General features: G+C 51.5%; 9 protein-coding genes and 1 pseudogene. 2 read left to right on the top strand and 8 right to left on the bottom strand.

Annotation, left to right across the window (positions count from 1 at the left end; translation table 11 throughout):
• A partial coding sequence (locus EIK79_RS17600; RefSeq protein ID WP_221621789.1) for an HNH endonuclease occupies positions 1–829 on the bottom strand: 829 nt, incomplete at its 3' end.
• 1856 nt (positions 830–2685) lie between these two features.
• On the opposite strand from EIK79_RS17600, the gene EIK79_RS17590 reads away from it, so the two are divergent.
• Entirely contained in the window at positions 2686–3903 is a 1218-nt protein-coding gene (locus EIK79_RS17590; protein WP_124957087.1) for a Cdc6/Cdc18 family protein, read from the top strand.
• A 573-nt stretch (positions 3904–4476) separates the two neighbouring features.
• Here the strand turns inward: EIK79_RS17590 and EIK79_RS17585 are convergent.
• From EIK79_RS17585 to EIK79_RS17565, 6 genes are all read right to left on the bottom strand, one after another.
• A complete protein-coding gene (locus EIK79_RS17585; RefSeq protein ID WP_185715697.1) occupies positions 4477–6042 on the bottom strand; it encodes a type IV secretory system conjugative DNA transfer family protein in 1566 nt (521 codons plus the stop codon).
• Positions 6043–6451: 409 nt separating this feature from the next.
• Complete coding sequence (locus tag EIK79_RS17580) at positions 6452–7891, bottom strand: ComEC/Rec2 family competence protein (RefSeq protein ID WP_124957083.1); 1440 nt, start codon at positions 7889–7891, stop codon at positions 6452–6454.
• Between the two features lie 20 nt (positions 7892–7911).
• Positions 7912–8250 carry a hypothetical protein gene (locus EIK79_RS17575; RefSeq protein WP_124957081.1) on the bottom strand — a complete coding sequence of 113 codons (339 nt, stop codon included), beginning with the start codon at positions 8248–8250 and terminating at the stop codon, positions 7912–7914.
• Between the two features lie 445 nt (positions 8251–8695).
• Entirely contained in the window at positions 8696–8869 is a 174-nt protein-coding gene (locus EIK79_RS19350; RefSeq protein WP_368277006.1) for a TRAM domain-containing protein, read from the bottom strand.
• Positions 8866–9099: a hypothetical protein gene (locus tag EIK79_RS19345; protein ID WP_185715696.1), complete on the bottom strand. Its 234-nt coding sequence runs from the start codon at positions 9097–9099 to the stop codon at positions 8866–8868. Before EIK79_RS19345 ends, EIK79_RS19350 begins: the two co-directional genes overlap by 4 nt.
• 1543 nt (positions 9100–10642) lie before the next feature.
• The gene (locus EIK79_RS17565) at positions 10643–12784 is read right to left on the bottom strand and encodes an NERD domain-containing protein (protein WP_124957079.1); all 2142 of its coding nucleotides are present in this window, start codon (positions 12782–12784) and stop codon (positions 10643–10645) included.
• A gap of 145 nt (positions 12785–12929) precedes the next feature.
• Between EIK79_RS17565 and EIK79_RS19390 the strand changes: the two are divergent.
• Positions 12930–13025 (top strand): annotated as a pseudogene (locus tag EIK79_RS19390) (IS1595 family transposase); the annotation flags it as partial.
• A gap of 189 nt (positions 13026–13214) precedes the next feature.
• Here the strand turns inward: EIK79_RS19390 and EIK79_RS17560 are convergent.
• A complete protein-coding gene (locus tag EIK79_RS17560; RefSeq protein ID WP_124957077.1) occupies positions 13215–13439 on the bottom strand; it encodes a hypothetical protein in 225 nt (74 codons plus the stop codon).
• Positions 13440–13878 lie beyond the last annotated feature (439 nt).

Genomic DNA, 13878 nt, shown 5'->3' with positions numbered 1-13878 from the left:
CACGGTCGATCGTGAACAGGCCCTGGTCGAAGGCAGCATGATGGGTTTTACTCAGTGCCAATACGTTCGCCAAATCCGCTCTATATTCTGGATAGTCACGCCACGACAGCACATGTGCTACGTCCAACAATCCCGGCTGATCAACCCCGGAGAGCGGGCACGTTTGGTCGTATCGGGCGAGCACTGTCGCTCGGAACTCGGGATCAACCGTACGGGCATGCACTGTCGTTTCGTACGTGCCAGCACTCAGTCCGGTGTTCGCTGGTGGCGATTCGTCTGTGTCTGCCCAGTCCACAACGGCATCCTCGACGAACTGGCGACCCTCATCCGTCAACACGTACTCGTCGGTTCGTTGCTCGACAAGACCCATGCTCCGCAACCAATTCACCCGCTGCTTCGCCATGTCCGTCTGTTCCCGACTCCATCCTACTGCTGGATGAGTGTCTAACTGCTGTGCACTTACCTCACTGAGTGTCATCGGACCAGCAGACAGCGCATACAGAAGACTCCGAAGCCCCACGTTCCGAGTACACATGATCCGGAGCAGTGTCGCCACATCACCTTCAGAGACATACTCACGACCAGAGTAGCCAAGCCCCCAGCGGTCATTTTCCTGATGAAGAAACCCTACCTGTTGCAGATAGCTCACTCGTCGCATGATCGAGTTCCGACTTGAGACGTTCCTGAACGTCTCGCGGTGCCATCCAATGAGTTCGTCTGTCGATGGCTGATGGGCTTCAATGAACGTGAGAATTGCATCTACTGTCTCTACATATCGGGTCCCACCCCCAAACATCGGGACGATACTACGGAGCCGATTCGACGGCATGGACACACAGTGACAGATCTACGGTATAAACGTTGCTCTGTGACAGCAGGTTCACTGGAACACGAACCAGATGAAGCAGAATCGGCCGAGGCTTGGACGGCCTCACTGGATCGATCTGACGGATCATGTCGACAAGCCGCTCAATCGTGGCTTCAGACGCCGAGAGATGGCTCGTGAGCGGCGCCATTGACGACTCCACCGACGCTGTGAGTAGCGATATTGTCCCCGGTATAGGTTATGAGTTTAATAACCCTACCAGCCGATCATACATCCACGGCATACTATCCACCACATTAAATAAATTAAAATATTTAAGCGTTATAATTGTACCAGATATAGATACTATTTATCGACATCTTATATATCAGTACTAGTTTACCCGTCTCATAGTTCCGTGTATATTGTCTGATTTATGATACTAACAATTCAACTCTGTAAACAAAACATCCACCATGTTGTTATTAGCTATGGTCCCAGCTTTTACACAAAACTTATGTGTATTGAATATTAATAATAGTTAGATGGTAGCCACACCCACGCAGTCGGTAACCATCGATCGTATTAGTAACGCCGGTAATGCGATAGCTCAGCAACAGCATGACGGGAAGACCGTTCACGTTCCGGCGGGCGAAGTTGGCCAGACGTACGATGTTCGACTAGTAGATCAAGGTGGGTACTTTGAAGCACGACTCGTTGACAAGACAGAAGAGACTCAGCCACGGCAGCCCAGAATCGGCCCCGACACGAGTGATATTGGGAAGGACCTGCTAAAGTCTTCACGTGATCAATCTCACTCATTCGAAGTGAGACCGTCGATAATTGATGACTCAGGTGACACTCGCGGTCAGAAGAGACGAAGATGGCTATCTCGGCGAAAGATGTAGTATCTCTATTTGACCGACTGGCAGAGTATCGGACTCACCTAGGATTCGCTACTGGAGGTCGCCATGAGCAACTGGAATAGTGGTGGAAATACCATAAAAATCGAAAACAGCACTGGTACTGCCGTGACTAGGAAGCAGTGATCTCTTCCTTCGCTAGTGGAGGATACCGCGAGTATGAACGAGCGAAAACGACCTTATTGGCATCCATTCACTGCTCGTGAAGGATCGCCAGAGACAGCACGTTTCGACAACGTTAGGAGGTAATCTGTGAAGCGGGAGAGGTGAGAGGACATACTACTCGATTTTGGTTTTGCTGTGGGTTGGTTTGCTGAAATAAGACGCTTACCTTGGCGTCTAAATGAGGCCTTGTTGATGCATTTGTCCCTATCGTATGGGTTGGTACATACACCACCGTTTCATTAGCGTCATCAGCACACCACCATTTCATCACTGTCATCAGCTCTGCACTTCCTCTGGGTAATACCCCGCTCAGCCACGCGATCGATGATGATTAGAGTGATCGGGGCGATAAGACCACACTCCCCCCACTATTTCATCACCACTTCCCAGTTAGTGCCTATATCATTTCCAAACTATCTCTAACTAGCCATAGCTTTATGTCCAAGCGTACTGAATTGGTCCGTAGTGTTGGAAATGTATTGTTAATATAATTGATATTATCCACTTTGATCGTAGTTTCAGCAATGTCAGTTCGCTCTGCGTGCTAGGTGATGAAATAGTGGGGGGAGGGTGTATGATTCGGGCAATTCTCACTAGAATCTCCATGAGATGGCTCAAAACGTACGAATCGTCCAATCCGATCAGGAGTGCTAATGAAACGGTGCTCCGCTATTGACGGTAATGAAAGGCTGGGGCAACCTCTGAAACGGGTGAAGCTAATGATAGTGATGAAACGCCGGTTCGAAACTTCTATCATCTCCGCCCGTGTGATGACAGATACCCGCTCAATGCATGTCAAATATCTTTACGAACCGTGGCAACGGGAATATCTTCGCGAACCGCGATGCCCTGAGTGATGAATACGTTCCTACCGAGATCGTTGGCCGGGAGGCTGAGAAGGATGCGTACGCCGACGCTCTGCTTCCCGTCTACCAAGGTGAAACCCCGAACAGTGTGTTTCTCTACGGATTGAACGGCGTCGGAAAAACTGTCGTCACTCACTGGATCCTTGACCAACTCACCTCCGCTGAGGGGCTCACAACGACTGTCACACCCGTTTATATCAACTGTGAGCAGTTGAATACGTCGTACCAGCTCACGATCGCCGTGACAAATTCGCTTGTTGATACACCAAACGAGCGGCTCCCAAAAACAGGACTCCCCGCGAGTGAAGTCTACGAACGACTATTCGAGGAACTCGAACAGCAGGGTGGTACCGTTCTCATCGTTCTCGACGAGATCGATACCATCTCCGAAGTCGACACCTTCCTTTATAGCATGACTCGAGCCCGGAGCAATCGGGATCTCTCAGTGACAAAACTCGGCATTATTGGTATCAGTACAGACACCTCGTTCACAGCCGATTTGCCGGCTGATGTCCGCTCAACACTGCGCGAACAGGTGATCGAGTTCCCACCATATGACAGCGTCCAGCTCTGTGATGTCCTCAAACAACGCGTCGAAACGGCATTTCACCCGAATGTGGTGACCGATGGAGCAATTCGGTTAGCAGCTGCTGTCGGAGCAAACAACAAAGGTGATGCTCGCTTAGCGATCGATCTCCTCCGGGATGCCGGTGATCTGGCGCGAAACAAAGACGCCACGAACGTCACCGATCAACACGTCGAGCAAGCCCGTGAGGAATACCGAACCGATCGACCAGCCTCGATTCTATCCGATTTACCGATAAACATTCAGCTGGTAATGTATGCGATCGTCACACTCACGCTTGATGAGACGGATGAGATCACATCGAACGCCGTCTATGATCGATACACAACCCTTACTGCCAATGCTCACTGTGATCCCGTCTCGGCCCGGCGCGCGCATGATTACTATAGTCAGTTGGACGATCTGAATCTCATCACAGCGACCGAACGGAGTGGCTCTCACGGTCGGTATATGGTCTATTCGCTCGCAATCGACCCCGAAACGACAGTCACCGCTCTTGAGGGGTGTATCGATGCTGTCGGGGTGCATCAGACGATTCGCAGATTTACCGGCAATTGACGACCACCTCTGCCACGCAGAGGAATATGTGCGTCAACACCGCCAGCTACCATCGTCCGTGCTTGACTCCCAGACTGAAGCGGACACCCTCCTTGTCTATCTATACTCATTCACTACGTGATTCGATGTTTAATCTGCTCTGTGAGCGGCATTGATGGCGTCTCTTTCAAGACAAGAGTTTGGTAGAGCTCACTTTAGTGACGATCGACCAGTTGCCGCCGGCGCAGTCTTATGTACGTTGATGGTATGTACAGTGTATGACCAACAGGAATACGAACAGCAACGGTCCCAAGATCGACCGGGTCAATCTTCGAGCCGAGGACTTCCACCTTAACTGCCGCGCGATCCAGAACGACTGACTCTTACTGATTAGCAGCAGTCGAAAACGAAAGCGGTGCATCCACTGCTGACGACTGCCCGAGATAGCCCTGTAAAGTATCTCTATCAGGTTACAAGTTGACTTCTTTCTATCTCGACTATGACGGTATAACAGTGGTCGCAGATCACACGAGTCGAGAATAGGGATATGTTCAGCACAGGTTGCTGTGTGGCTGTAGAAGGAACAGATTGGTCTCACTCATCATATTTGTCTTCAAGCTGAGGAGGGTCGTCGCCCTGCGCTTTGAGGGCTGGCTGGCGTTGCTGGTCGACGAGTCGACTCCAGATACGTTCTCGAAGACCGGGACGATCGGCGGGGAGCAAGCGACCCTCGATATCCTCGAGGAGATAGAGATGGCCATGTTGGCGCCCAGAGGGTGTGTGAACGATGCCGCGACCCGCTTCGAAGTTCTGCAGCGTATCCTCACCGATTGGGTAGTCCTCAAAGATACGCTTGTCGTCCTCATCAACTGCAACGAACCATTCATTCTCCTCATCGGGTCCAACGGTGCGCTCGACGCGCTCGCGGCCGATCCGTTGACGGCAATAGTCGACCGAACCTTGACCGACCCGCAAATGAATCTCTTGAGCGAGGCCACTCAACAGACTCGCTGCCTTGTCCCGCCCATAGGTATCGTGGAGTTGGGGGATCGCTTGGACACCTAAGATCGCATAGCAGTTGTACGCCCGGCCCGCGTTAATCAGCCGCTCAAGCATATCAAGTTCGGGAAGTGCTGCGAACTCATCGAGAATGTAGTAGGATGGGCGCTTGTCTTCCAATCCAAATCGGATCGACCAATCAATTAGGAGGCGAAAAATCGGCTGGACTGACGAGGACTGCTGGATTGGAAAATCTAATACAAGAATCTTCCCATGTGGATTACTCATATATTCACGGACCGAAAAGTCACCTGCATCAGCGAAATCACCACGGAACACCGCCTTGACGCGTTCTTCGAGAATCGAGACGATATTACTACTCGCTTCCACGCCTTCCGGGAGGTGCTTTTTAGCCGAGAGATCCTCGACGATGAATCCCTTGCGCAGGAGATCAACATCAGCACCATCAAGAAACGACACGAGATCCGCATTCGTCAGCGGACGGTTTGGATCAGAGCGCTGTTGAAGAAGGCGAAAGACATCTGCCAGTACCTGCGTGGCGGCGTTAGTGAAGTAATCGGTCTCAGTCTCAGCACCGGCAAAGATCGCCTTGGCGATCTCATCATAATCTTCATCGCGTTCGATTTCACGGAAGACGTTCCACGTTTTTGAGGAATTTTGTGACGAAAGCCGGATGATGTGATCATCAGGGAAAAATGTCTGGTAGTCCTGTTTGTAATCGAAGACGACGAATGCCTCATCAGGGTTGGCCTGCAACTGATGGGCGAGTACTCGGATTGCTTCGGTTTTCCCGCTTCCAGTCTCTCCGAGTACGAGTACGGAGCGATCCATTTCGAGGTGGACCGCTCGCTCTGAGCCGGGAGGATCGCCATGTCGGTCTCCCGTGTCTGTGAGGGGTGCCAGCATGATGTCATCGTAGAGGTGATGGCGGAGTTGGTATTCTGTCCGGCCAATGCGCCAGTACACCAGCAGCACGCTTAATCCGCCGATGAGGAGTACCGGATCGAGAGCCACGCTGATAGCAATAGGCTGTGTGAGCAATTGTGTCCATATGGCCTGTCCGACTTCATACTCACTACTGAGAGAGGGAAGCCCGATCGCGCCGACACAGACGAGGGCGACCCAGTATCGGAGCCGCATTCGAAACTGTAAGAGGAGCCACTGATACCCCCTCTGAAGTGAAGCCCATCCATGGTGCCAGACGTGACGAACGGATGTGAGTAGCCCCATTACTACTATCGTGTAGACAGTTGTGAGAACAACTGCTCGGTTGTGCCGTGGTCACTCAGCAGTGGGAGAACGTGCAGAGAAACAGCATCGCACAGCTCAGGAGAGATGTCAGTATCTACCTGCAGTGAATATCCAAGACCCCACCATGACAGCAACAGCGGAAGATAGTACATACGGTTGATACTCACGTACCATCTACTAAAACACCACGCATATAGACAGTATTAGTATCATATCACGGCTAGCAGTAACAACTGATTGGCTGTTGTGAATCGATATTTATAGAGATTACTTGCTACCGAAGATATAATGGATAGCGTTACAGAGATGATCCCATATCCTCGTCGCGGTGCTTGTCCGAGTTCTTACTTGTGCTCGTGTTGCCACCGTCCTCAACAGACGTAGAACGAAGTTCATCATGAATCCGGACACCTTCAGCACCTGCCTCAACCGTCTCCTCGGCAGTATCGTCTGCGTCAATGATCTCTGATTCATCATCTGAAGCTTGGTCGGCGTCTGTCGCTTCCGAGTCGGCTGATGTAGTCTCCGACGAGGCAGTGTCATCGTGACTTGCGGCCGTGTGCTTTTGCTGCATGGATTGGAGGACGTCCGCAACAGATTTTTCCCGATCGTCAGCATATGCCTGTATCTTTTCGAATAGCTCCTCGTTAGTCTGGGGGATTGTCTCGGTCGGCTCTTCGGTTGTCCGCTCTGCCTCGGTTTGGTCTGTTGCTTCTGCAAGTGTTCGATCCATATTGACAACGCTTGCTTCACATGCCCATTTGGGTGTTTCGTCAGGCAGATCAGCAAACGGGATCTCATCACAGTTGGCCAGCTCGCTGTTTCCGAGATCGTTGCTCCGACCGTAGTATTTTAAGGCAGTCACGTCGGCTGCTGAAAGCACGTCCCTCTCGCTGGCAGTCTTAATTTGAGTTTTCCCCTCCTCAACGATGGTACTTGTCGTCCCGTGGACGGGCGTCCAGTAAATGCCAATATCCTTTTGTTGATCATGAACACGTTTGAGCATCTTATCATGGGGGTGTGTGTTATATTCATTCTTATTAATATTATATTTATTATTTAGACTGCTTGATATAAGCAACGAATCTGGATCAGAACGAACAAGTGAACGAAAATCGGTACCGTTTTCCGAACCGTGATGGGCAACTTTGGTAACATTTGTATGACTAAGAGTTACAGGATACTCCTGACGTAACCGTGTTTCAGCTTCCCCTTCAACATCACTAGCGAGTAAGATTCCTTGATCACCATGAGTCACCTGCATGACAACACTATTCTCGTTGCGATCTGTGTTCTCAACAGCTTGGGATGGGTTGAGAACATTGACCTCGGAACCATCCAAATCAAATGAGTCGCCTTCTTCTATCTTATTTAGTCTAAGATCATTTTCCTCTAATGCATCCTTGAATTGATCCATTGTTTTGGTGTTTGGGGGTTCGACCCCTTCCCGATGAGGAGCGTGCATTGTTCCAATGTGATCAGAACCATATGCCTCAATTATATCGGGGTGACCACCGATATGGTCTGTATCATAGTGAGTCGTAACGAAGTGATCGATGTAATTAATGTTTCGATCATTGAGATGGTCAAGAACGCGGTCACTATTGTATCCCGGCCCGGAGTCAACAAGCATTGTTGTCCCTGCTTCACTCTCAAGAAGGATACTGTCACCTTGACCTACATCAATCATATCAACACGGAATTGTCCATCACTGCTGCTATTAACATAATCTCCCATCGGTGTCCCACCAGATCTAATTAGTGTCCCGTCTCGCTTTCGTTATCTTGAAACAGATCATCGAGTTGTTGTTGTGTCTTCTCGTGGCGCTGTTCAGAGAGTTCGGAGTCGTACGTCATGTCGATAACTTCTCTGTCTTTGACCATCCCATGAAAAATTCGCGTCGTAATTGAATCACCGGAATTGAGGTCAGGAACATTTTCAACGTGGAAGACAGCTTGCCCGATGATGTCATCGATCTCTTGATCAACGATAAGGAACACAGCTTTGTTTGATTCAAAGCGATCAAACTGAATTTCGTATTCACCATCATCTGGTTCGTCGTACCAACGATAGTGAGCTTCATCGAATCTCGTCATGGTTTGTATTATTTACTATTGTCTAGATCAGTTATAAACATTAGCAAAGACGACGCAGTAACAGGTATTGGCAGCCAGAAGAGATATCTTTATACCTAATCACAATGTAACGCACTTTAGGGACCGCTACTGGTGCAAAGCGTAGGATGGGGGCTACGATCCATCGCTATTGGGCCTTATTGTTGTGCTTTCGTATTGTCGTTCCGTTTTCATTCTCGAAATCTAGTGGCTGAAGATCCTCGCGGCTTTCGTCTCCCTGTGCACCCACTTCCGTCGTCGAAGTCAGTTAATAATTCGTATCAAAGGCAATGAGCCCCTGTCTGATGATGGCCAGTTGTCTGTGTTGACTCAGACCCCGATTCATCAGTTGTGGGATCCTCTGCATCAACCTCCCTCTCAGAAATTGGTTCATCCGAGCACGGAGAACGATTGCACTGGCAGTCAATTAGAGTGCCCGTGGATCGTCGTTGACGACGCTGGCAAACGCGACGCTTTCTCGAACCTGATCAATTTCGACAGTGAGCTCATCACTAGGGTGGCCACCGGGGATGATCACGACATATCCACGTTCAACTTTGGCGATGCCGTTGCCTTGGTCCCCAATCGTTTCGATCGTCACGTCTCGAATCTCTCGCCCGCATCGACTGGAGGACTCAATGGGGACTGATCCTGGTACTGTGTATGAGACTCCTGTGGTTCTGTCTGAGTTCGTGAGTCAGTGGAGGATGGCGCGTCAAGAAGTGCGACGCGGTACGTCGTCTCAACAGTGAGCGCCCCCTGTTCGATGTCAGTCGGAGGAACTTCGATGACGTATGTCTCATCGCGCTCTGCAACTGTTGCGCTGAACAAAGAGTGAATCAAGAACTTCGACCATTGAGTAGTACTTCCTCGTGTCCAAGGGTCAAATATCTTCAACTATGACCTTTCTAAGCTTGTGAAACTGCCTTTGCGTTGTGATTGAGCTCAATCGAGGGTGTGAGGAACCTCTTTCCGTGTCTGTAATGATCATCAACTAGTGCCGTGGCGTCCATTTCGACATGGTGTGTCTCGCTCAATCAGGCCATCAAGATCTGGTCGGCTATACGTGGATCTCGTCGTTGCTCTACAACTCCGAGTACAATGGGGGAACAGTGAAATCGACACTCTAAGCGGAAGTATCAATCCCAGGTAGAGGCATCTCTGCCGGCATATCTATCAGAAACGACCTCACAAAGTCAATCCTCCAATGACACATCCATCAGTAGGGCTAACGACGTGTTCGACTCCGATAGTTCTCCGTCTACCGCTGGCGTTCAGACGGACAAGTAGAACATACGATCAGTTCGAAGTGTCTGTTGAGAAGTCCATCCACCAGCACGCACACCAGGTTTCACGAGAACAGACCGTGTAAAGGATCTCTTCGTGTAACAGAGAGGAAACCGGCTGGTGGACTACACTGATGAAACCACGGGACCCTATATTCAGGAGACTATGGTCAACGAGAAGCACGGGGGGTCCTACGTGCAATAGTGGGGGTGCGTCCAGCAAGCGACGAACATGACACATATGTGTGACTCCCACCGGAGACCGCAGCGGCACGACTGGTCGACGCCTCTGTTCGGCTTGATCGACCCGAAGCCAGTGAGTCCGGCGTCGACGATCGACCGGAAGTAGACCAAGCAGCCGACGGAGAGAAGTCAGCACTCTTCACCGATACAGCCGGAGACCCGCAGACGCTCGGTGGGGTGAATGTGGCCAGCCAGTGCCTCTACGCCAAGTGACCGGGGGGCCCCTCTATTTTACTCGGTGGACGGTGGCGCAACCGTGGCGACAACGCGGACCTCGGACACCTCCCACGTGGGTTCATAGAGGGTTCATTCCCCGAAAGTGAGTGGGCGTTCCAGTCGGCGCCCTGCACGTGCTCCTAGAGGATCTCACCAGTCGTCCGTTCGTATCGAAGCGCCTGTCGGAGGATGTCTATCCGTTCTGGGGTTACCGCTATTACTGATTCTCCAATCAGAAGGCTGTCCCCGCCAGAAGTAGTAGTGAAGCTTTGTAACTTTTCCACTTTCCCATCAAGATAATCCAAGTGTGTCCCCCAACTATTACAATATCATCCTCCCGAACTCGGTCTTTGATTTTTTGATAACATTTTCGTCTATCTGTAATGACTCTTCGAGGTGAGAAGATTCTACGTTCTCATCGGGTATATCGCTTGTAATTGAAAAGAGTCGGGCGAGGTTTTAGGTTCGTTCGTGAGCGTTTCACGGCATTAGAGCGTGACGGTAAGCACGACCTCGCCATGTTGATTCACCCAAGCTTGTCCAAACGAGTATACAACGTCAAGACATCGCATGAAAGAAGAGTAGAATAATAACAACAACTCTGTATGAACTATTATATGCAGTACCTATCAGAAGTCAGTAAGGGCTGTGTCGTCGTACTCGTCGGTATCTTCCTCCAGTTCGTGTTCAAGTAATTGTGGGTTCGGAACCTGAAAAGTAATCTCCGGATCCTCCGAAGTGACATCCGATATCAGGGAGTGCAGTTCGTCGAACATTGGCTTTCGGTCTTCAATTTGTCCTGTGATTGTGCACCATGCTCGCGACCGCGTAATTCCAACGAACGCCTCGTTACGTCGCTGAACAGGTCCCTTGTGGCGGTTCTCGTTCTCGACAGCCTCGACACTCATTACGTACACGGAGGCCGCCTCGTTGCCCTTCGCTCGATTGATTCGCGATACCGTGACTTTCCCGGGCTTGGCAAACTCCTTGTGGTCGTCGTTGTTCCAGACACAGTTGATTTCGATGTTGTGTTCGTCAAGCGCCTCGCGAAGACTATAGTGAGCATGCCCCCTCCCATTAGGACCGAGTGGGATGACCAGAATCTGCTCAGGGTTCAGTCCTTCCTCCTGAATATCGGTGCTGATTTGATCGGCAACCCACTCCGCTTCCTTTTGTTTCGAGTTAAATTCTTTACATTTCACAAATCGGTTCGCTTCCTCAGCATCCTGTAGGGGGTGCGGTGACTGTGCTTTTTCACGGGTGAGCGTCGCCTCGCTCCCATACCGACGGAAGTCAGCCTCAATTTCGTACCCAATATTTCGCCAGCCCTCTTGACGTGTGATCATCTGTACCGGCCCATCCTCACGCTTGAGTCCCATCCCGAACGCATGCGCAAGCATCAGCACAGAGCGTGGCGCACGGTATGCCCGTCGCATGATGTGACTCTTCCGGATACCACGCTTGTACTGGCCACTCAGGTCAAGTTCCGGCTCCCCATCATCATTAGTCCCAAAGATGTTGGTCGGGCTTGGTGCTGTCAAAGAGGAGAGATTCTGAGCTTCGTCATACGCCCAGATGAGACGCTCTGGTTGCCGTAGCGCCTCCCGGCATAGGTTAAAGAATGCCGGTCCAAAGTCCTGAGCCTCGTCGATGAGTATCGCGTCGAACTGCTCGTCGATGTCTCCGTAGTCGAGGAGACGCTGACAGCATCCCTCGAATGGCTCAACGTCTTCGTCTTCGAACTCACTCTTAGCCGTACCAAAGCTTCGGAACTTCGTCTTACTCTGTTTTGCAAGACGGTAATAGACACCGTCTCCAGCTTTCCTGCCGCCCCACGCATGGATGACGTGTAGTTTGTCGAAGTCCGGCTTCGAGTCGGTGAAGTGTTCGTAGAACCGCTCAACCAGTTCTGTTAGGTGGTCGTAGAGGCTCTTTGTGTAGAAGGTGAAGACGATGTCCCAATCGGGGTGTTTCTCGTGTATTCGAGCGGCCTTCATTGCGAGCAGTACGGTCTTTCCAGAGCCCGCGATACCGCGGATCTGCTGGGGACCAGGAGGAATTTGTACGCCGATTTCTTGTTGCTGAAGATCAAAGCCGTTCAACCCCTTCACCACCTTTTCGTAGTGGTCAGCCTTCGACTCCTGTTCTCCAACTGGCGGGAGAGACTGACCGCTGATTGGCTGTCCGCAGCTCAGAACATCGAGACCCGCCCGAAGTTCCTCGCGGTCAAGCGGGTCGAACGTTTTCAGACTCTCAAATATACTACGAAGCGCAGTCGGCGTGAGGTCATCAGCCGTAATTACCTGTGGAGCAGCAGGACCATCGAAGCCAGCCTGCTCCCACTCCTCACGAGTTACGTTCGGCAACGCCACTAACTGATTAACCGGGATTTTGCAACCACGGTCACCCATCAATTTGTCCTCACGAACGAAGAACGACCGTAGAAAGTTTGCCTGACTGCGGGCTTGCGCGTGAGGCTGAGCGGTACTTTGAGAGATTCCGTCAAGGTACCACGTGTGCCCCTCGATACGGTCAATATGGTTAATCTGGTAACCCTTCACTTCGATAACAACGAGGCCGTACTCCCGGTGAAGGAGGACGACATCGGGTTCATGGTCAAATCGATTCCCACCCTTGTCAATGATAGGGTACTTGTGATATGCAACGCCATAATCCTCACTTCCAAATGCAGATTTAAGTCGGTCCCAGACGTCTAGCTCTGCTTCCGCACCCGGTTCTGACTCCTCAACCGTCGATGCAATGAAATCCATTACTAATTCGGCGTTTTCAAGTCGAGACTTTACACGTTGTCATTTACTTCGTGGGTCCTCTTGGGTGGAGGATTGTTGATCTATGTATGGCAGTAGCTGGAAGTCACAGCAAGCAAGGGTGGCGCGAACGCCCACCCGACGAACCATGTTTCCATTCAAGACGTTCGTCTCGGAGCGTCGCGCCGCGAATCTGCTGACACAGGTTCGCTGGCGTGACGGCGTCTATTGCCCACCCTGCCGATGGACACCGTGGTTGACGACGCGCACTGCTCGCTGCCATCTCGGATGTCGAGTGCATACAGGTTCTTCGCGCTGACGTAGACGCGCTCCCCGTCGGTCGCGGGAGCTCCGGTATGTCTGTGGCCAACGACGAATCGCTATCGCCGCTTGCCCGTCAGCGCGTTGAGGGCGAGGATCCGGTCGCTCCCGGTCACCAGAAGGTGCCGTCGACGACAGCAGGAGTGTTCGGCGGCTCGTATCCGGTAGGAAAACTATAGCTCCATTTCTCGTTCCCCTCGTGATCGAACACCAGTACGTGGCCGGCTGGATCGTTGTCGGGATTCTCCTGCATCGTCACGTACACGCGCGAGTCGTCGACGGCTGGGGCACTGTTGACCGCGAACGAACGACCGCCGCCTATAAACGTCGAATACATTCATCCTCGCGCGTAGAGACGGCCCACCGAACCAAGAGGGAATGAGACAGACCTCACAAACGGTTCCACCGGGATGTTCTTCATATTGCAAATGGTGTGTTCCGAGCGCAACTGATTGGTTGGCGCACGATCAGGAAACACTGGAAGTGGTGGTGTGTGATCCCCGACTCGTCACGTGATTTTTCACTTGCAATCCGGCGTGTCTGCACCGGTCGATCGGAACACACCGATACCGACACTGCCAGACGGAATACAGACTACTACGGAGCGCTGACTTCGTCGATCAGACCACGATTCAGGCTCGTCGTGGTGGTTGTCTTCACACCCATTCGAGCGCCGCATTGTGCTGTGCCATGTACGCAGGCTTCACGCTCTCGTCAAGCAGTTCGACTCGTTCACCAGCTCGTTCGATAATCGTTCGTTGCAACAGATCGCTCTC

The organism is Halocatena pleomorpha (assembly GCF_003862495.1).
Classification (GTDB): Archaea; Halobacteriota; Halobacteria; order Halobacteriales; family Haloarculaceae; genus Halocatena; species Halocatena pleomorpha.
The sequence above is the reverse complement of the archived record's forward strand: the minus strand, read 5'-3'. Positions and strand labels throughout refer to the sequence as shown.

Coding starts and splice junctions, on each gene's coding strand:
- EIK79_RS17590 (WP_124957087.1), top strand. CDS start 2,686: ATGTCAAATATCTTTACGAACCGTGGCAACGGGAATATCTTCGCGAAC.
- EIK79_RS17585 (WP_185715697.1), bottom strand. CDS start 6,042: ATGCGGCTCCGATACTGGGTCGCCCTCGTCTGTGTCGGCGCGATCGGG.
- EIK79_RS17580 (WP_124957083.1), bottom strand. CDS start 7,891: ATGGGAGATTATGTTAATAGCAGCAGTGATGGACAATTCCGTGTTGAT.
- EIK79_RS17575 (WP_124957081.1), bottom strand. CDS start 8,250: ATGACGAGATTCGATGAAGCTCACTATCGTTGGTACGACGAACCAGAT.
- EIK79_RS17565 (WP_124957079.1), bottom strand. CDS start 12,784: ATGGATTTCATTGCATCGACGGTTGAGGAGTCAGAACCGGGTGCGGAA.
- EIK79_RS17560 (WP_124957077.1), bottom strand. CDS start 13,439: ATGTATTCGACGTTTATAGGCGGCGGTCGTTCGTTCGCGGTCAACAGT.